This is a genomic window from Streptosporangium sp. NBC_01810 (assembly GCF_035917355.1).
Lineage (GTDB): Bacteria > Actinomycetota > Actinomycetes > Streptosporangiales > Streptosporangiaceae > Streptosporangium.
Window position 1 is genome coordinate 2,534,797 of sequence record NZ_CP109070.1, and the last position, 17,712, is coordinate 2,552,508.

Consider the following 17,712-nt stretch of genomic DNA (forward strand, 5'->3'; position numbering starts at 1 on the left):
CCGACGTGGTTGAGATATCGGCGGATGCGGTGGTCGTCGGCGGAGGACTGGGTGGCGTCGCCGCCGCCCTGGCACTGCTGAGGGCCGGGCGCACCGTTGCTACCGCGACCACTATCCGCTGACCGAGCGGTCGCGGGCCTGGCGGGAGCTGAACCCCGGAGCCGGACACGTGAGCCGCCTCTGTCACGAGCCGCGCGTCGCGGTCGCGGTGATCGAGGCGATGCTCACGCCGTACCGGGGCTCGGGGCGGCTGCGCGTCCTGCAGCCGTACCGGCCAGTCGGCGCGGAGATCGACGGCGACCGGGTGCGGGCGGCCCGTCTGGAGCACCGGGACGGAGCAGGTGAGGTCACGGTCGTCGCGCCGTACGTGCTGGACGCCACCGAGACGGGCGAGCTGCTGCCGCTGACCGGCACCGAGTACGTGACGGGGTTCGAGTCGCAGGGCGACACCGGCGAGCCGAGCGCGCCCGCCGAGGCCCAGCCGATGAACATGCAGGCCGTCTCGGTCTGCTTCGCGATCGATCACGTCGACGGCGACCACACCATCGACAGGCCCGGATCCTACGAGTTCTGGCGGAGCTACCAGCCCGGCTTCTGGGGGGACCGGCTGCTGTCCGGGCGCTGCCCGCACCCCAGGACCCTGGAGATCGTGGAACGCTCCTTCACCCCCAATCCCGACGACGACCCACTGCTCGTCGAGGCCGACCAGCGGCTCAACCCCGGCGACGCGAACCTGTGGACCTTCCGCAGGATCGCCGCGCGGCGCAACTTCGCGGACGGCGCCTACGCCAGCGACATCACCCTGGTCAACTGGCCGATGATCGACTACCTGGAGGGCCCGGTCATCGACGTGCCGGACGCCGCCGGGCACCTGGCCGCCGCCCGCGAGCTCTCCCGCTCGGTGCTGTACTGGTTGCAGACCGAGGCGCCGCGCCTCGACGGCGGGACCGGGTTTCCCGGCCTGCGCCTGCGGGGCGATGTCACAGGCGGTGGCGACGACGGCCTGGCCCAGGCCCCCTACATCCGCGAGTCGCGCCGCATCCGCGCCGTGTACACCGTGGCCGAGCAGGACCTGTCGCTCGCAGTGCGCGGAGACAAGGGCGCGGTGAGCTACGCCGACTCGGTCGGCGTGGGGATGTACCGCATCGACCTTCACCCCTCCACCGGGGGCGACAACTACATAGACGTGGCCAGCTCGCCGTTCGAGATCCCCCTCGGCGGTCAAGCTCTGGCAGGCCGAGGGCAAGCTGTACGCCTACCCGTTCTCCACCTCGCCGTTCGGGGTGTTCGTCAATACCGACCTGCTCAGAAAGGCGGGCCAGAAGACCCCCGCTGAGATGATTAAGGACGGTGCGTGGACCTGGGAGAAGGTGGTGGCCCAGAACGCCGCGGTCGCCTCGAAGACCGGCAAGACGGGCATGGTCATCCGCGACTTCGACTACAAGAGCTGGGACAACCTCGCCTCGGTGTGGGGCCGCTGGGGCGCCCGGGCATGGAGTGAGGACGGCAGGACCTGCGGGTTCGACAGCCCCGAGATGGTCGAGGCCATGACGTTCCTGCACAGGGCGGTCTTCACGGACAAGGCGTTCCCCGGTCCTGGCACCACGGCGGACTTCTTCGCGGGCGACGCGGCGATGACCATCACCCAGATCTCCCGCGCCTCGCTCCCGCAGGACGCGAAGTTCGGCTGGGACCTCGTCCCGCTGCCCGCGGGTCCCAAGAGCGAGTACTCGGTGATCGGCCAGGCGGGCCTGGGCGTCTTCAGGAAGTCCGCGAACGCCGCGGCGGCCGCCGACTTCCTGGCCTTCTTCACCAACCCGGCCAACTCCGCCAGGCTCGCCGCCTACTTCCCGCCGCCCCGGGCCTCCGAGCTCACCGCGGACACCCTGGCCAAGAGCAACCCGCTGCTCAAGCCCGACCAGCTCCAGCAGGTCGTGATCGGCGGCATCGAGAAGGGCGTGGTCAAGCCCAGAGACATGAGATGAAGACGCTCCTGTACGGCCTGCTGTGCCTGTTGTGCGTGCCGTTCGTCTTCCCGACCTGGTGGATGGTCACCTCGTCGTTCAAACCGGTCAGTGAGATCTTCGCCTTCCCGCCGAGGCTGCTTCCCGCGGACTTGGACATCTCGGCCTACGGGCAGGTCTTCCGGCTGCAGCCCTTCGCGGACCAGTACCTCAACGGCCTCTACATCGCCCTGGTCGTCACGGCCGGGACGATGGCGGTGGCGGCCATGGCCGGTTACGCCTTCGCGCGCATCCGCTTCCCCGGCCAGAACGTCCTCTTCGTCGTGGTGCTGCTCGGACTGCTCATCCCAAGCGAGGTCACGATCGTCCCGCTGTTCCAGATGTTCCACGGGCTGGGGCTCACCGACACCCACTGGCCGCTGATCCTGGTGCCGATCCTCGGCGCGCCCAGCGTGCTGGCCACCTTCATCATGAGGCAGTTCTTCAACAGCCTGCCAGGTGAGCTGGAGGAGGCCGCCCGCGTCGACGGGCTCGGCAGGTTCGGCACCTTCTACCGGGTCGCGCTGCCGCTGGCCCGCCCCGCGCTCGGCGCCGTCGCGATCTTCACCTTCCTGCACAGCTGGAACCTCTGCCTCGAACCCATCGTGTATCTCTCCTCGCCGGAGAGGTTCACCCTGCCGCAGGCGCTGACCCAGTTCGTCGACGCCTACAGCGGGCCGATGTGGAACGTCCAGCTCGCCGACGCCTCGATGACCGCTCTGCCGGTGCTGGTGGTGTTCGTCCTCGCGCAGCGGCAGTTCATCGAGGGCCTGGCCCACACCGGCCTGAAGGGCTGACCTCGACGCGCACGCGGGTCGGCTGTCCGTGGAGGCCAGGCGGAGGCGTACGGCGTCTACTTCCCGGCGGCCCCCGCGCCGAGCCTGTCCCAGATGAGGCGGCCTCCCACCAGCACCGCCAGGACGGGCTCCGGGTCGGCGGGCACATCGGCGAGGCGAGTACGCAGGACGACGAGGTCCGCCGGCGTACCGGGACGGATCCGCCGGGCCGCCCCGCCCGGCTCGCCGGGCGGGGCGAGGTAGGCGCCGAGGGCCTGGGAGAAGGTGAGCCGCTCACCCGGACCGGCGACCCGCCCGGACGGGGTGTGCCGCCGGGTCGCCGCGCCGATGACGGTCCAGGGGTCGAGCGGGCCGTAGGGGGCGTCGCTGGACAGCGCGACGGGCACGCCCGCCCGGACGAACGCGGCGCAACGGTACAGGTCGTGGTGGTCCTGCTCGGGGAGATCCCGCAGGAAGTCGTCGCCCCGGTGCGCGAGGAAGCCCGGCTGGGTGACGACACGCAGGCCGAGGCGCGCCATCTCCGGGAGGAGTTCGGCCGGTACGAGCGCGGCGTGCTCGACCCGGTCACCGGGCAGGGGGCCGGCGTCGTCCAGCGCGACCAGTAGCAGGACCAGCGCCTCGCGGGTGACGCAGTGCACGGCGACCGGGCGCCCGGCGGCGTGCGCGGCCCGGATTCGGCCGGTGAGCTCGTCGAGTGCGGGCAGCCCGGAATCGGCGATCACGATCTTGTACGGCCCGACGGCCGGGCACGGTGGCCCCGTGGGGTCACCCTCCCGCCCGGCCGGGGTGTCCAGCGGGGCACCGAGCAGGTGGACGCGCTGGGGCAGCGCCCCGCCACGCATGGCCTCGGTGATCGCCGTGACGGCGCCGGCGTCGAGATCGGGGGTGGCGTCGGTGACGGCGGTGATGCCGAAGCGGGTGAGGGCGGCGCCGATCGGGGCGAGGTCGGGGGGACCGGCGGGCGGCAGCCGGGACCGCAGCCAGCCGTCGGCGCGCCAGAGCCGTCCGGTGGGGGAGCCCCGGCCGTCCCGCTCCACACCCGGGTGATCGGCCCCGGCCAGGCCGGTCGCGGTGATGGCCGCGGTGTTGAGGGTCCACAGCGCGCCGCTGCGATGCTGGACGCGGACCGGGCGGTCGGAACGGAGGCGGTCCAGCGCGGTGGCGTCCAGGTCGCCGGCGACCGTCTCCGCGTACCCGACGCCACGGATCCACCCGTGCCCGTCAGGGACGGCGGCGGCCAGCGCGGCGGCCAGCGCGGCGGGACCGGTCACCTCGGGAGGGCCGCAGCGCACCGAGGTGCTCCAGGCGGCGAGCGCGTGCAGGTGCAGGTGGTGGTCGCAGAGCCCGGGCAGCAGCGCGCCGCCCCGGCAGTCGTACCAGGCCTCTTTGGGCCGGCGGCCGAGGGCGGTGCCCACCTCGACGACCTGGCGGCCTTCGACGCGGACGTCGACCCCGGTACGCCCGCCGAGCTCGGCGTCGTGCAGCAGCAGGCCGGTCACGGGGACACGATGCCCAGCTCGCGCAGCACCCCGGCGGTGTGCTCCCCGCTCCGGGGCGCGATCCCGGGCGCCGCCCGCCGCCGGGGGACGGCGACGTCGACCGGCCCGGAGCGGGCGTCGACGACCCACCCGCCGTTCCGCGACCGGGCGGCCACCGAGCTCGGTGGCGTTTCTGCGGCGGGATCCAGCGTGGCGGCGACCACGTCGGACATGGAGACGTCCCACAGCGCGCCCGTGCCGTCCGGCGGCGCCGTCGCGGCGAGGACGGCGGCGGTCAGGCCGGTGAGTGGGTCGGCGATCGCGTCGCCGCAGAACAGCGGGATCCCGTCGGCGTCACGGGCGACCAGGCCGCTCGCCGCGGCGACATCGTCGCCGAATCCGACCCGGTCGCTTCCGCGCCCGTATGCGGTGATCGAGATCCAGACGGTACCGGCGGCGATCGCGGCCTCGGCGTCGAGCCCGAAACCGGCCAGCGCGCGGGGCCGGGACGCCTCGATGACGATGTCGGCGGCGTCGACCAGGGCGGCCATGGCATGCCGCCCGGCGGGGGTGCGGGGATCGAGAACGACGGAGCGGTGTCCGGCGTGCAGCAGCCGGTAGAACGCGCCGTTCCCGCCTCGGGCACCGTCCGGGCGCCACGGGGTCTCCACCTTGACGACCCGGGCGCCGGCCAGACCGAGAAGGTGGGCGCAGAGCGGACCCGCCCACAGCGCGCTGAAGTCCACGACCAGCAGACCGTCCGGCTGCCGGGGCGCCGCCGGTTCGGGCGGGGTGAGCGGGATGGGGGGAACGGCCCGATGCAGGAGCGGGCCGGCGGCGACGCCGAGGAGCGCGGCCCGCTCGGCGAGCTCGGCACCGGTGTGCTCACGCAGCCAGCCGGTGACCGCCGGCCACGGGTCGTCGCCCACCTCCGCGCAGACCAGCGCTCCCAGCAACGCCGGGTCATCGGGGCGGGCGCAGGAGACCGCCGCCCAGCCGTCGGCGGTGCGCAGCAGCCGGCACGCGCCTCCGGCCGACACGGTTCCACCTCGCCGGTGGCCGGTGAAGGCGGCGCGCTCCGACAGCAACCGGGCGCCGTCCAGCCGCACTCCGGTGAACTCGGTGAAACGGCCGGCCAGCTCCCGCGCCACGGTGGCGGCACGGCCCGGCGGCACCAGCACGGGGCCGCTCTCGCGGCCGGTCAGCGCGACGACGCCGCTGCGCGCCCAGTCGGCCGCCGGATCGGCTGCTGCCCCGTTTCCCGGCCGGACAAGAGGGCTGTAGCAGGCATAAAACGACACATTATGACGATACACGTCCAGATCTGGAAAGATCATATTTTGTTCGCGATGGCCGGTTCGCGGTGGACTGACGGAACGCCTTGCCGCCGGGCTCGACCATGGCTCCGGCCACCGCGTCGACCGCGTCCGGCAGCGCGTGCAACGCCGGTACCGGTACCGGCACCTGCTCGGCCAGGGCGCCTGGTCACCCGCCGCGGATGCCGATCTCGAAAGGGAGCCGATGCGGCCGTCGGCCGTGGCCTGGACGAGCAGGTTTCCCACGGCGGTCGCCTCCACGGGGCCGACCGGCACGGGCCGTCCGGCGAAGTCGGCGATGAGCCGGCACAGTGTCTCACCGGAGGCCCCGGCCCCCACGAGGTGCACGGCCTCCACTCGCCGATCGCTGAGGAACTCGGCCTGCTCCGGGGCCCAACCGAACAGTTCTACCCCGGCGACGCCGACACGATCACCGCCGAGCTCTGCGCGCGGGCCGGGCCTACACGAACGGGCCTACACGAACGGGTGTACGCGAACGGGCGGATTCGCGAGGGTGGCCGAGGTCTCGGGAGAGCCTCCCGTCAGGTGAAGCATCCCCCCACGCCCCGGCGCGCGCCCCGGTTGAAGGCGCTCAGGCGCTGGGAGGCGTTGCCGTGGTCGCTCACGTCGGTCCAGGGGGTGTCGTCGGCGTGCTGCCGCAGCGCCGCCGCGATCTCCTGGGTGTCGCCGGTCTCGAAGAACAGGATGCCGTCCTCGGCGGCTCCGAAAAGGGTCGCCCCGGCGAGGCAGTCGGCCTGGAGTTCGAGTTGCCGTGACAGCAGCCTCCGTGGAATGCGGGCCTGGACGGCGTGGCCCCATTCGTGCGCGATGATCAGATAGACCCAGGCGTCCCCCTGCCGATATCCCATTCGCATCAGGTCGACGTCCCACGCGATGAAGTCGTAGGGCGGCCAGCAGTACAGGGCGTTGTCATCGGGAAGGGGAGACCCCTGGCATCTCGGCACACTGCTCCGCGCGCCGTCGTACCCGCCGAGAACACGCGGGGGTGAATACCAGCCGGGGAAGAAGTCGGACCAGTGTGTGGCCCAGAAACGATTGACGACGTACTGGGCGCTGCGAATGTCCTGGTTGATGTCGTCGAGGTTTCTCGCGGCGGAGGCGCTCACTGGGGCGTTCCCGCTCGTCGCGGCGGTCGTGGTCCCGGTGAGGCCCGCGATCAGAACGCCGATGAGCAGCGAGACGAGTGTGAGGCGAGTGATTCTCCATCGTGAAGCGGCCATGGCTTCTCCCCTGTCACTGGTGGCCACATACCGGATGTAAGGGTTTATTTTTCAGGGGCTTTCCGGGGCAGAGCCACCATATGGGAAAAGGTAATGGTAGAAAAGCGTCATCGCGAGATTGCATGAAATATCGCGGTAATTCGCCGCAGGAGTTGGAGGGGTTAGGGGCGCGTCGTAATCGGTGTGAAGCAGAGGTGACGTCAGGGGGCTCCCGTGGGGGTGCTCCGGAGGCGACCACAGCGGGCCGCCGGTGAGACTCGGCGGGGGAGCGGAGCTCTCGCGGACGACGAGGTCGGTGGAGAGTTCGACCCGGCGGGGCTCGGGAGCCTCGCCGCGGGAGATGTCCAGGCCGCCCCGGCGAGCCACCCGTAGCTCAGCTCGGACTCGCTGAAGTCGTCCCACTCCTCAGGTTCCTACGGAGTGGGACGAGTGCCATGATCCTGCCGCCTGCCGCCTGCCGCCTGCCGCCTGCCGCCTGCCGCCTGCCCGGGTGGCGCGGGTGTCCGGTTCTTCGGCGCCTCCGGGCTTACGTCGTCCCCCGTTCCTTCGCCGGGGCAGGCGTCCCCCGGCGAAGGAGTGATCGTCCGGCTCGCGGGGACGGCGCCCCGAAGGGTAAACGGGGAATGAAGGAAAGCTACAAAATGTTCCATAGAAGTGGAGTTTATTGACGCAACCGTCAAGGTGAACGTAAGGTCCGGACAACACCGGATACCCCCACATAGATGCCCTGACCTCGGAGAACACCCCACGGAGCGTTCATGAAGCGACTAGTAGCGGCAGCTGCCTCCCTCTGCCTCGCCGCCGTCACCGCGGCCTGCGGCGGCGCGAACGGCGCCGACAGCTCCGCCTCGGTGGGGGGCGGCGTCTTCACCACGATCGACGCGCTCAAGCCGGGCATCGACGCGAACGCGCCGATCAACCCGTACAACCCCAAGGGCAACGCCTTCCGCGGGTACAACGCCGAGTGGCTCGGGTGGACCAAGAACCACCTGACGGACCCGGACCGGTTCTACCCGGGCGTCGCGAAGAGCTGGCAGATCGCCCCGGACCGGTCCTCGATCACCATCAGGCTCCACCCGGACGGGAAGTGGTCCGACGGCAGGCCGATCACCGCGGAGGACGTGAAGTTCTCCATCGGCCTGGCCTACACCCAGGGCGGCACCGCCTATGCCCTCGACCCGTCCGCGGCCGGTGCGGCCTCCGACATCAAGATCGTGGACGACAGGACGATCAAGATCACCCAGACGGCGGAGAACCCGAGCTCCACCTTCGTCCGCGGTGTCATGGAGACCGTCATCGTCCCCAAGCACATCTGGGGCGGCGTGCTGCCCGCCGACTTCTGGGAGAGGCTGAAGGTCGCGCAGAGCGACGCCCCCGGGGCCGAGGCGGCACGGGCCGGGATCACCAGCCTCGCGGAGAAGGTCATCTCCTTCGCTCCGGCCCAGGACGTCTCCGCAGGACCGTTCGTCCTGAAGCGCGTCAACCCGGGCGAGGCGTTGCTGGTCAAGAACAGGCACTTCCACAACGCGGCCAACGTCGCCGCCGACCAGGTGCGCATCCTCAACTACACGGGCAACGAGCAGGTCTGGAACTACCTGGTAGCCGGCAGGCTGGACAGCGCGCCGTTCACCGCGGTCCCGGCCGGGGTGATGAGGCGCATCATCCAGACCCCGGGCAACGCCGTGGTCAGGGGCTACTCGCCGGTCAGCGAGGCGCTGGCGTTCAACCAGTCCAAGAAGCCATACGACAACGTGCACGTCCGCCGGGCGCTGGCCTACCTGATCGACCGCGAGCAGGTCACCAAGGTCGCCTCCCCCGAGGGCGGCACGGCCTCGGTCACCACCTCGGGCCTGCACCAGGAGGCCGCGAAGGCGTGGCTGGGTGACGGCTTCGCCGCACTGGAGCCGTACCGGACCGACCCCGCCAGGGCCGAGCGGGAGCTGCGGACCGCGGGCATGAAGAAGAAGGACGGCAGGTGGACGATGCCGGACGGCAGCCCGTGGAAGATGACCATCAACGTGCCCGCGTCCTTCTCCGACTGGCTGGCCGGCGCGAAGGCCGTCACCAGCCAGCTCAACGACGCCGGCATCGACGCCGAGGTCGTCACCACCGCCGACTACCCGCTCTACCTGGAGGAGATGGCGGCGGGCAAGTACGACCTCGGGTTCTGGCTGGTGGCGCTCGGGCCCGCCCCGTACAACATCTACCAGCGCCTGTACGGAGCCCAGAACGGCTGGCAGCTCTTCGGCGGCAAACTCACGCACGTCGCCCCCGGTACCAAGGGCAACTGGATGGGTGGTGCCGAGACCGTCGACCTCGCGGGCGAGGGCAGGATCAACCCCGGAGAGCTGACGGTCAAGCTGAACTCCGCGCCGGAGGCGGAGCAGAGGAAGATCGTCTCAACCCTGGCCAGGGCCGCCAACCAGGACCTTCCGGTGATCCAGCTGTGGGACTACGTCAACACGCAGGTGGTGAACACCACGCGCTTCAGTGGATTCCCCGGTGACGACAGCGAAGCGCTGCGCCTCACCGCGGGAGTCTGGCTCCAACTCGGCATGGTCAAGAGGAAGTAGCGACATATGACGGTCATCGCACGCCGCCTCGCGGGCCATCTCGCCCGAGGGTTCGTCATGATCCTGGTGGTCACCACGATCAGCTTCGTGATCATCAGAAACATTCCCGGCGACCCCATGCGGGCCCGCTACGAGAAGCTGGTCGAGCAGGGCATGTCGCCCGACCAGGCCGAGCGCGCCACCGCCGTGCTGTACGGCTTCATGCCCAAGGGCACGATGTGGGAGCAGTACGTCGACTACATGAAGGGACTGCTCCGGCTCGACCTCGGCCAGTCGCTGAGCGTCCCCGGCACGGAGGTCACCACACTGCTTGCCTCGGCGGCCACGTGGACGATCCTGCCGGTCCTCGTCGGCACCCTGCTCAGCTTCGCGGTCGGCATCATCATGGGCGTATACGCGGCGATCAAGCGCTCCAGCAAGCTGGGGGACGTCCTGGCCGTCTCCGGCTCGCTCCTGCACGGCCTGCCGCAGTACGTCCTCGCGCTGCTGCTGAGCGCGGTCTTCACGACCCTGCTGCCGATCTTCCCCACCGGAGGCACGGCCGACGTCACGCTGGAGCCGGGTCTCAACGCCGCCTATGTCGGCTCGCTGATCCAGTACGCCACGATGCCGGTGCTGACCTACGCGCTGGCCGGCTACGGGGGCTGGATCCTGGCGATGAAGTCGAGCGTGGTCACCGTGCTGGGCGACGACTTCATCCTCGCCGCCGAGCTGCGTGGTTTGAAGCGAGGCTTCATCTTCCGCTACGTGGCACGCAACGCGATCCTGCCGCTCTTCACCATCCTGGCGCTCTCGCTGGGCCTGCTGTTCGGCGGCGCGATCTTCATCGAGCGGATCTTCACCTACCCGGGGCTGGGTCTGCTGCTGCTCAACAGCATCACCGACCGCGACTACACGTTGATGGGCGGGGCCTTCCTGCTGATCACAGTGGCGATCGTCATCGCCAACATCGTGGCCGACATGCTCTACACCGCGATCGACCCACGGGTCCGCTCCGGACAGGAGGCTTCATGAACGGGCGAATCACGACAGCCGACAGGCACCGCCTCCCGGGCGGGCGGCCGGTGGGGGAGATCGCATGACCGCCCCGACCATCGCCGGGGGCAACACCCGCGCGACGCTGCGACGTAACTTCCGGCGCGGCGTCTGGCGGGCACTGCGGCGCAAGCCCAGCCGGATGATGGGTGTGGTCATCCTGGGCGTGTTCACGTTCATGGGCCTCTTCGGGCCGCTGCTCTACCCCGAGCGGCTGCCGCGCGACGACAACGCGCTCTATGCCGCGCCCAGCTGGGCGCACCCCTTCGGCACCGACTTCGAGGGCACGGACGTGCTCGCCCTGGTGATCACCGGGGCACGGTACGTCCTGCTGACCGCCCTGGTCACCGCGGTCATCACGGTCGCCCTGGGCACCGCCATCGGACTGTTCGCCGGGTTCAGGCGCGGACGCTGGGACGCCGTGCTCATGCGGATCACCGACATGAAGCTGACCATCCCCGCACTCCCGCTGCTGCTGGTCCTGTCGACGATCTGGAAGTTCACCAGCGCGATCGAGATGGGGCTGGTGCTCGGGTTCCTCGGCTGGGGCGGGGTGGCACGCGCCGTACGGGCGCAGACCCTCTCGCTGCGCGAGCGCGGCTTCGTCGAGGCGGCCAGAGGGCTCGGCCTGTCCACCAGGCACATCATCGGCAGGGAGTTGCTGCCCAGCATGGCCCCCTTCATCGCGATGAACACGCTCATCGCGGTGACCGGCGCGGTGTACGCGCAGGTGGGTCTGTTCTTCCTGGGGGTCCTGCCGTTCGACGCCAACAACTGGGGGGTCATGCTCAACCTCGCGGTGTTCGGCGGCGGCGCGCTGACGACGACCACCGCGCTGCCGTACATGCTGGCGCCACTGCTGGCGATCCTGCTGCTCACCCTGGGCATCGTCCTCGTCGTCGACGCCATGGACGAGATCTTCAACCCCCGGCTGCGGGAGGAGTGACCGATGTTCGTACCTGCTGAGAAGGTGTCCATGACACCGGGCGAGCGGCTGTCCGCCGCCGTGGGCGTCCGGAGCGACCGGAGCGTCGAGGTCGCCCGGAACACCGGCGGAGCCGCGGGCACCCGTGACGTGGAGACGAGCGGGCCGCCGGGAGTGCGGATCAGGGACCTGTCCGTCGTCTACCGGACGGGGGCGGGGGAACTGCCCGCCGTGTCCGGGATCGACCTGGAGCTACTGCCCGGGACGATCACCGGGGTGGTCGGCGAGTCCGGGTCCGGCAAGTCCACCCTGGCGTTGTCGCTGCTCAACGCGGTCCAGCCGCCCGGCAGGATCAGGTCGGGCAGCGTGGAGATAGACGGCCTCGGCGACGTCACCGGGTTGCGGGGCGACGACCTGCGCAGGGCGAGGGGCCGGCACATCGGATATGTCTTCCAGGCCGCCCAGAACTCCCTCAACCCGCTCAAGACCGTCGGCAAGCAACTGCTTGACCTGGGACGCTCACATGAGATCCGGGACCTGCGAGCGCTGGTCAGGGATGCCAAGGACCTGCTCGGCCGGATGGGCATGGACGGCGCGCGAGTGCTCGACTCCCACCAGCACGAGCTGTCGGGCGGGATGCGCCAGCGGGTCGGCATCATGCTCGCGCTGGTGCTCAACGCCCACCTCGTCGTGCTGGACGAGCCCACCACCGCGCTCGACATGATCACCCAGGCCACGATCCTGCGGATCATCCGGGAGGTCCACGAGGAGCGCGGGCTCACCACGTTCATCATCACCCACGACCTCGGCGTGGCGGCCGAGGTCGCGGACCGGCTGGTCGTCGTGTACGGCGGCCGGGTGGTGGAGCAGGGACCGACCATCGAGGTGCTCGGCGCGCCCCGCCACCCCTACACCCAGGGCCTGATCCGGGCCATCCCGCGTCTGGTCGGCGACATCGGGGAGGCCAGGGCGCTGCCCGGCCGCCCGCCGACGCTTGGGACCGTTCCCCCCAGGGGATGCGTCTTCAGGGAGCGCTGCGACCTGCGCATGGACATCTGCGAGACCGAGGAGCCGCCCGCCGTCTCGCGCGGCGAGCGGATCGTGGCCTGCCACGCCGTCGCCGCCGGCGACGCGGGCACGAGGGGGGAGAAGGCGTGATCACCGGGCAGAGAATCACAAAGACCTTCAAACAGCGAGGCGGTGTGCTCGCCGGACGGGAGGTGAAGGCGCTGCGCGGCGTCGACTTCGCCATCCCGAAGGGCGGGGCGGCGTCGTTCATCGGTGAGTCCGGCTGCGGCAAGACGACGCTCGGACGGATCATCGCCGGGCTGGAGAGTCACGACTCCGGAGAGATCACCATTGACGGCACGCCCATGTCGTCGCTGCGCCCGCGGCAGCGCGAGCCGTACTTCCGCCGCATCCAGCTCATCCACCAGGACCCCTACTCGGCGCTCAACCCGACCCGCACCGTGCACCAGACGCTGGACGCGCCGCTGTCGCTGCGGGCAGGGCAGACCGGCCGTTCACGGTCATGGGCGGACGGGCGCGCCAGGGAGTTGCTGGAACTGGTCGGGCTCGACCCCGACTACGTGCTTCCCCGCTACCCCCACCAGCTCTCCGGCGGCATGCGCCAGCGGCTCGTCATCGCCCGCGCCCTCACCGTCGATCCCGAGATGCTCGTCGCGGACGAGGCCGTCTCCATGATCGACGTATCGCTGCGGCTCGGCATCCTGGCCCTGCTCAAGGACCTGCGCGAGAGACTCGGGGTGAGCGTGCTGTTCATCACCCACGACGTGGCGACCGCCCGCTACATCGGCGACGACGGTGAGCTGTACGTCATCTACCGGGGGCAGGTCGTCGAGCGCGGCCATGTCGAGACGATCATCTCCGGCCCCGTGCACCCGTACACCCAGTCGCTGCTGTCGGCCATCCCGGTGCTGCACGGCTTGGAGCGGCCCGGCGAGCAGCCGGTGACGCCGGCAGCGGCGCTCGACGAGAGCCGCCACGACGCGGGCTGCCTGTTCGCCCGCCGCTGCCCCTTCCGCACCGGTCGTTGCGAGTCCGAGCATCCGGTGCTCGGTCACGGCGGGGACACGCCCCAGGAGCATGCCTGCTTCCATCCCATCCCCCGCAACGTCGTCGCCATGCCGGTAGGCCGGTCGTGAACCCGCTGGGGAACGGGCCAGGGACGCATGAGGTGTCCGGGATCCGCGAGGCCGTCGCGGCCGACGCGGCGGCGCTCGCCGGGATCGCCGGGGCCGCGCTCACCCTGGACACCGGGGAGGCGGCGAGCCTGGTGGCCAGGCTGGCCGCGCCGCCCGAGTACCGGTGCTGGACGGCGCTGGTGACAGGCGACCTCGACGGTGTGGTGTTCGCCTCCATGTCGGCGCGCGACCCGCACGCGGGCCACGTCGACCTGTTCGCCGTGTGTCCCGAGGCCCGGGGGGCGGGGCTCGGCCGGGCACTGCTCGCCGCGGCCGAGGACTGGCTGCGCGGCCAGGGGGCGACGGAGGTCCGCCTCGCGGGCAACCCGCCCGCCTACGCCTGGCCCGGCATCGACGTGCGCTACACCGAGGCGGCCTGCCTGGCGGAGAGTCTCGGCTACGAGCGTTACGACGTCGCCTGGAACATGACCGCCGACCTCACCGGCGACCTGTCCGTCGACGCCGACATCGCGCGGCTGGCGGGCTTGGGGGTCACCGTGCACGCCGCCGCCCCCGGGGACCGTGCCGCACTGTCGGCCTTCGTCGGGGAGCGGTGGAACGGTAACTGGGCGTGGGAGGCGGAGCAGGCCGTCGGCTGCCACTACGCCGTCAGGGAAGGGGAGGTCCTCGGCTTCGCGGCGTGGGGTGCCAGGCCCACCTGGTTCGGCCCGATGGGCACCGCGCCGGCCGCGCGGGGCCTGGGCGTCGGCCGCGTGCTCCTGCGCCGCTGCCTCGCCGAGCAGCGGGCCGCGGGCATGTCGAGCACCCAGATCGGCTGGGTGGGGCCGCTGCACTTCTACGCCCGGGCGGCCGGTGCGCACGCCGAGCGGGTCTTCTGGCTCTACCGCCGTGACCTGCGGTGACGGCCCCCGCCCGCTGGTGCGGCCCGATGAGTCTCGCTCAAGCCGGACATAAGCCTACAACGCCCTCATTGTCAAAAGATCAGCTACTTGACGATAGCGAGACAGGAACTCCAATGACATTGGACGCCATGAGTGATTCGCTTCCCACGCTTTCCACCGAACAGAGCGATCCTCGCTACAACCGGATCGACCTGCTCCCAACCGAGCAGGTGGCCCGGTTGATGAACGCCGCGGACGCCACGGTGCCCGCGGCGGTGGCCGCGTCGATCCCGGAGATCTCGGCCGCGATCGACGCGATCGCCGCCCGGATGAAGGCGGGCGGCCGCCTGTTCTACGTGGGCGCGGGGACGTCGGGCCGGCTGGCGGTGCTGGACGCCTCCGAGTGCCCGCCGACCTTCGGCACCGATCCCGAACTCGTGCAGGGCGTCATCGCGGGAGGTCCTCCCGCGCTGACCCGTTCCGTCGAGGGTGCCGAGGACGACCGGCAGGAGGGAGCGACCGCCCTCGGGGAGAGGGAGGTGGGCGCGCTCGACTCGGTGGTGGGCGTCTCCGCCAGCGGCCGTGCGCCCTTCGTGCTCGGCGCCCTCGCCGAGGCGAGCCGCCGCGGCGCGCTGACCGTGGGACTGTCGTGCAACGCCGCGACCCCGCTGTCGGCGGCCGCGCTGCACCCCATCGAGGTGGTCGTCGGCCCGGAGGTGGTTACCGGCTCCACCAGGCTCAAGGCGGGGACCGCGCAGAAGCTGGTCCTCAACATGATCTCCACGATCGCGATGGTCAGGCTGGGCCGTACCTACGGCAACACCATGATCGAAGTGTCGGCGATGAACTCCAAACTGGCCGACCGGGCGGCCCGGATGGTCAGCGACATCACCGGGGCCGCCCTGCCGGCCTCCCGCTCCGCGCTGGAGGCGGCCGAGTGGCACGTGAAGGTCGCGGTGCTGATGATCGAGCACGGCCTCGACGCCGACGGCGCGCGGGTCCTGCTGGAGCGGCACGGCGACCGTCTGGAGGCGGCACTGGAGGGGGTCCGGGGTGCCTGAACCTCCGGTGGACCCTCCTGACCGCCCTCCGGCGGTGGAGTCCGCGGCGGTGTCTGTTTCCGGGGAGGAGGGCAGGCTCGCCGAGGTTCCCGGAACGGCGATGAAATCTGCGGCGGTGTCCGTTCGCCGAGAGGGGGCCGGGCTCGCCGGGATTCTGGGGGCGGCGGTGCCGCGCGTCTGTTCGGCGGCGGTGGCCGCGATCGCCGTCGGCGGTGTCACGGTGGCCGCCGCGGCGGTGGGGGAGAACGTGCGCTACTCGTCGGCCTCGGAGCAGCTCGCCGCCGACCGGCCGCCCGCCCGGCGCGACTCGATCTTCGATCTCGCCTCGGTCACCAAGCTCTTCACGACCGCCGTCATCCTGTCACTGGTCGAGGAGGGCCGCCTCGGCCTGGACGAGCCTGTCGCCGCCTGGCTGCCCGCCTGCTACGGCGGCGCCCCCGAGGTCACTTTGAGGCACCTGCTCACCCACACCGCGGGCCTGCCACCGGGCCGCAGGGCCCACGAGGAAATCCCCGGTAGCGGCCCCAAGGTCCACGCCAGGCGGATGGCGCGGATTCTCTCGACGTCGCCGATCGGCCCCGCGGGCGGGCGTTACCTCTACTCCGACGTCGGGCTGATCACGGCCGGCCGGGTGGCGGAGATCGCCGGGCGGGCGCCCCTGGACGAGCTCGCCCGCGCTCGGATCACCGGCCCGCTGGGCCTGTCCGACACCGGCTACCGTCCGGCCGCGTCCCTGCTGCCCCGGATCGTCGCCACCGAGCACAAGCCCGAGCGCCCGGGGCCCGGATGCGTGCGCGGCGAGGTCCACGACGAGACCGCGCACGGCCTGGGCGGGGTCGCCGGGCACGCGGGGATCTTCTCCACCGCCGACGACCTCCTGCGTTTCGCCGAGACGCTGCGTACCGGGGGCGCGCCGATGCTGCGCCCCGCCACGGTCGCCGAGATCACCCGCGACCACGGCGTCGAGGGCACGGACTTCCGGCATGGCCTGGGCGTGCGCATCGGCGACCCCGCGATCGTCGGCCCGCTCGCCGACGCCTACGGCCACTCCGGCTTCACCGGCACCTCGCTCGTCGTCGACCCAGGACGTGCCCTCGCCGTCGTCCTGCTGACCAACAACGTTCACCCGCTGCGCGGCCGCGCGGGCATTCGCGACCTGCGCAACGCCGTCGCCATCGAGGCCCTGCGCCTGTCCTGAGCCCGCGTGTCCTGAGCCCGCGTGTCCTGAGCCCGCGTGTCCTGAGCCCGCGTGTCCTGAGCCCGCGTGGACGCCGGACCCCGATCGTGCGATCGTTCCGCCCTCGCCGCGGAGGGGCGGCCCCTACCTGCCCCGGCGGCGGTGGTCGGTTCTGAAGCCGTCGATGGCGTCCCTGGTGGCCCGCAGCGCGGCGTCCGAGGCCTCGAAGGTGCGCTGCGCGATGCCGACGAAGATGCAGTCGACGATCAGAAGCTGGCTGATCCGGCTGGCCAGCGCCCCCGGGCGGAAGACCGTCTCCCTGCCGGCCGAGACCAGGACGTGGTCGGTGAGCTCGGCCAGGGAGGAGCGGGGGTTGTTGGTGATGGCCACCGTGGTCGCACCCGCCCGCTGCGCGACGCGCAGGGGCGCGAGCACGTCGGGGGTCTCACCGGTGCAGCTCACCACCACCGCGACGTCGTCCGCCCGTACCAGTGCCGCGCTGGTCAGTGCCAGGTGCGCGTCGGTGAAGGCGTGGGCGGGCAGGCCGATCCGCATCAGTTTCTGCGCCATGTCGGCCGCCACCAGCCCGGAGGCACCGACTCCGTAGACGTCGATTTTGCGCGCCGCGATCAGTGCCTCCACCACCGCGCCCAGCCGGTCGGGGTTGAGCTGCGCCGCGGTGTCGGCCAGCGCCTCCGCCTCGGCCCTGGCCACCTTCGCGATCACGTCGGTCAGTGGATCGTCGGGGCCGAGGTCACCGGGGACCAGCCGCTCGGGCTGGTCCCTGGCCACCGCGGCGGCCAGCGCGAAGCGCAGCTGGGAGTATCCGGCGAAGCCCAGGGCCCTGGCGGTACGCACGATCGTGGCCTCGCTCGTCCCGGAGACCGCGCTGAACTCGGTGATGGTGCTGCGGGCCACCATGCCGGGGTCGTCGAGTATGAGGCGGGCGATGGCCTGGGCCGCGGGGGTGAGCGAGGGCAGGACGGCTCTCACTGTGGCCACCAGGTTCACGGGGGTGGGGCCGTCGAGGACGTTCATCAAATCTCCTTGAGCGTGGAGA

Annotated in this window: 15 protein-coding genes; 11 read left to right on the forward strand and 4 right to left on the reverse strand. The window is 71.3% G+C overall.

Annotation, left to right across the window (positions count from 1 at the left end):
* Positions 1 to 169 precede the first annotated feature (169 nt).
* Genes OIE13_RS11425 through OIE13_RS11435 form a run of 3 tightly spaced genes read left to right on the forward strand, consistent with a single transcriptional unit; the run spans position 170 to position 2,800 of the window.
* On the forward strand, positions 170 to 1,336 hold the full coding sequence (locus OIE13_RS11425) for an FAD-dependent oxidoreductase (RefSeq protein WP_326640280.1): 1,167 nt from the start codon (positions 170 to 172) through the stop codon (positions 1,334 to 1,336).
* Positions 1,248 to 1,985: an extracellular solute-binding protein gene (locus OIE13_RS11430; RefSeq protein WP_326647098.1), complete on the forward strand. Its 738-nt coding sequence runs from the start codon at positions 1,248 to 1,250 to the stop codon at positions 1,983 to 1,985. The genes OIE13_RS11425 and OIE13_RS11430 overlap by 89 nt, the downstream gene beginning before the upstream one ends.
* Positions 1,982 to 2,800 carry a carbohydrate ABC transporter permease gene (locus OIE13_RS11435; protein ID WP_326640279.1) on the forward strand — a complete coding sequence of 273 codons (819 nt, stop codon included), beginning with the start codon at positions 1,982 to 1,984 and terminating at the stop codon, positions 2,798 to 2,800. The genes OIE13_RS11430 and OIE13_RS11435 overlap by 4 nt, the downstream gene beginning before the upstream one ends.
* A 56-nt stretch (positions 2,801 to 2,856) precedes the next feature.
* Here OIE13_RS11435 and OIE13_RS11440 read toward each other — a convergent pair whose 3' ends face one another.
* From OIE13_RS11440 to OIE13_RS11450, 3 genes are all read right to left on the reverse strand, one after another.
* Positions 2,857 to 4,299 (reverse strand): amidohydrolase family protein, encoded by a 1,443-nt coding sequence (locus tag OIE13_RS11440; protein WP_326640277.1) that lies wholly within the window; start codon positions 4,297 to 4,299, stop codon positions 2,857 to 2,859.
* Positions 4,296 to 5,579 carry a CoA transferase gene (locus OIE13_RS11445; RefSeq protein WP_326640275.1) on the reverse strand — a complete coding sequence of 428 codons (1,284 nt, stop codon included), beginning with the start codon at positions 5,577 to 5,579 and terminating at the stop codon, positions 4,296 to 4,298. The genes OIE13_RS11440 and OIE13_RS11445 overlap by 4 nt, the downstream gene beginning before the upstream one ends.
* 557 nt (positions 5,580 to 6,136) lie before the next feature.
* Entirely contained in the window at positions 6,137 to 6,835 is a 699-nt protein-coding gene (locus OIE13_RS11450) for a neutral zinc metallopeptidase (protein WP_326640273.1), read from the reverse strand.
* A gap of 758 nt (positions 6,836 to 7,593) precedes the next feature.
* Here OIE13_RS11450 and OIE13_RS11455 point away from each other — a divergent pair.
* From OIE13_RS11455 to OIE13_RS11490, 8 genes are all read left to right on the forward strand, one after another.
* Positions 7,594 to 9,408: an ABC transporter substrate-binding protein gene (locus OIE13_RS11455; protein WP_326640271.1), complete on the forward strand. Its 1,815-nt coding sequence runs from the start codon at positions 7,594 to 7,596 to the stop codon at positions 9,406 to 9,408.
* A gap of 6 nt (positions 9,409 to 9,414) precedes the next feature.
* Complete coding sequence (locus OIE13_RS11460) at positions 9,415 to 10,422, forward strand: ABC transporter permease (RefSeq protein ID WP_326829967.1); 1,008 nt, start codon at positions 9,415 to 9,417, stop codon at positions 10,420 to 10,422.
* 64 nt (positions 10,423 to 10,486) lie between these two features.
* Positions 10,487 to 11,389, forward strand: coding sequence for an ABC transporter permease (locus OIE13_RS11465; protein WP_326640267.1), 903 nt, complete (start codon positions 10,487 to 10,489; stop codon positions 11,387 to 11,389).
* Between the two features lie 3 nt (positions 11,390 to 11,392).
* Complete coding sequence (locus OIE13_RS11470; protein WP_326640265.1) at positions 11,393 to 12,526, forward strand: ABC transporter ATP-binding protein; 1,134 nt, start codon at positions 11,393 to 11,395, stop codon at positions 12,524 to 12,526.
* Positions 12,523 to 13,533, forward strand: coding sequence for an ABC transporter ATP-binding protein (locus tag OIE13_RS11475; RefSeq protein WP_326640263.1), 1,011 nt, complete (start codon positions 12,523 to 12,525; stop codon positions 13,531 to 13,533). The genes OIE13_RS11470 and OIE13_RS11475 overlap by 4 nt, the downstream gene beginning before the upstream one ends.
* 32 nt (positions 13,534 to 13,565) lie before the next feature.
* Positions 13,566 to 14,435 carry a GNAT family N-acetyltransferase gene (locus OIE13_RS11480; protein ID WP_326829968.1) on the forward strand — a complete coding sequence of 290 codons (870 nt, stop codon included), beginning with the start codon at positions 13,566 to 13,568 and terminating at the stop codon, positions 14,433 to 14,435.
* Positions 14,436 to 14,563: 128 nt separating this feature from the next.
* On the forward strand, positions 14,564 to 15,475 hold the full coding sequence (gene murQ / locus OIE13_RS11485) for an N-acetylmuramic acid 6-phosphate etherase (RefSeq protein WP_326640260.1): 912 nt from the start codon (positions 14,564 to 14,566) through the stop codon (positions 15,473 to 15,475).
* A gap of 49 nt (positions 15,476 to 15,524) precedes the next feature.
* Complete coding sequence (locus tag OIE13_RS11490) at positions 15,525 to 16,673, forward strand: serine hydrolase domain-containing protein (RefSeq protein WP_326640258.1); 1,149 nt, start codon at positions 15,525 to 15,527, stop codon at positions 16,671 to 16,673.
* A 123-nt stretch (positions 16,674 to 16,796) separates the two neighbouring features.
* On the opposite strand, the gene OIE13_RS11495 is transcribed toward OIE13_RS11490, so the two are convergent.
* Positions 16,797 to 17,690, reverse strand: coding sequence for a MurR/RpiR family transcriptional regulator (locus OIE13_RS11495; protein WP_326640256.1), 894 nt, complete (start codon positions 17,688 to 17,690; stop codon positions 16,797 to 16,799).
* Positions 17,691 to 17,712 lie beyond the last annotated feature (22 nt).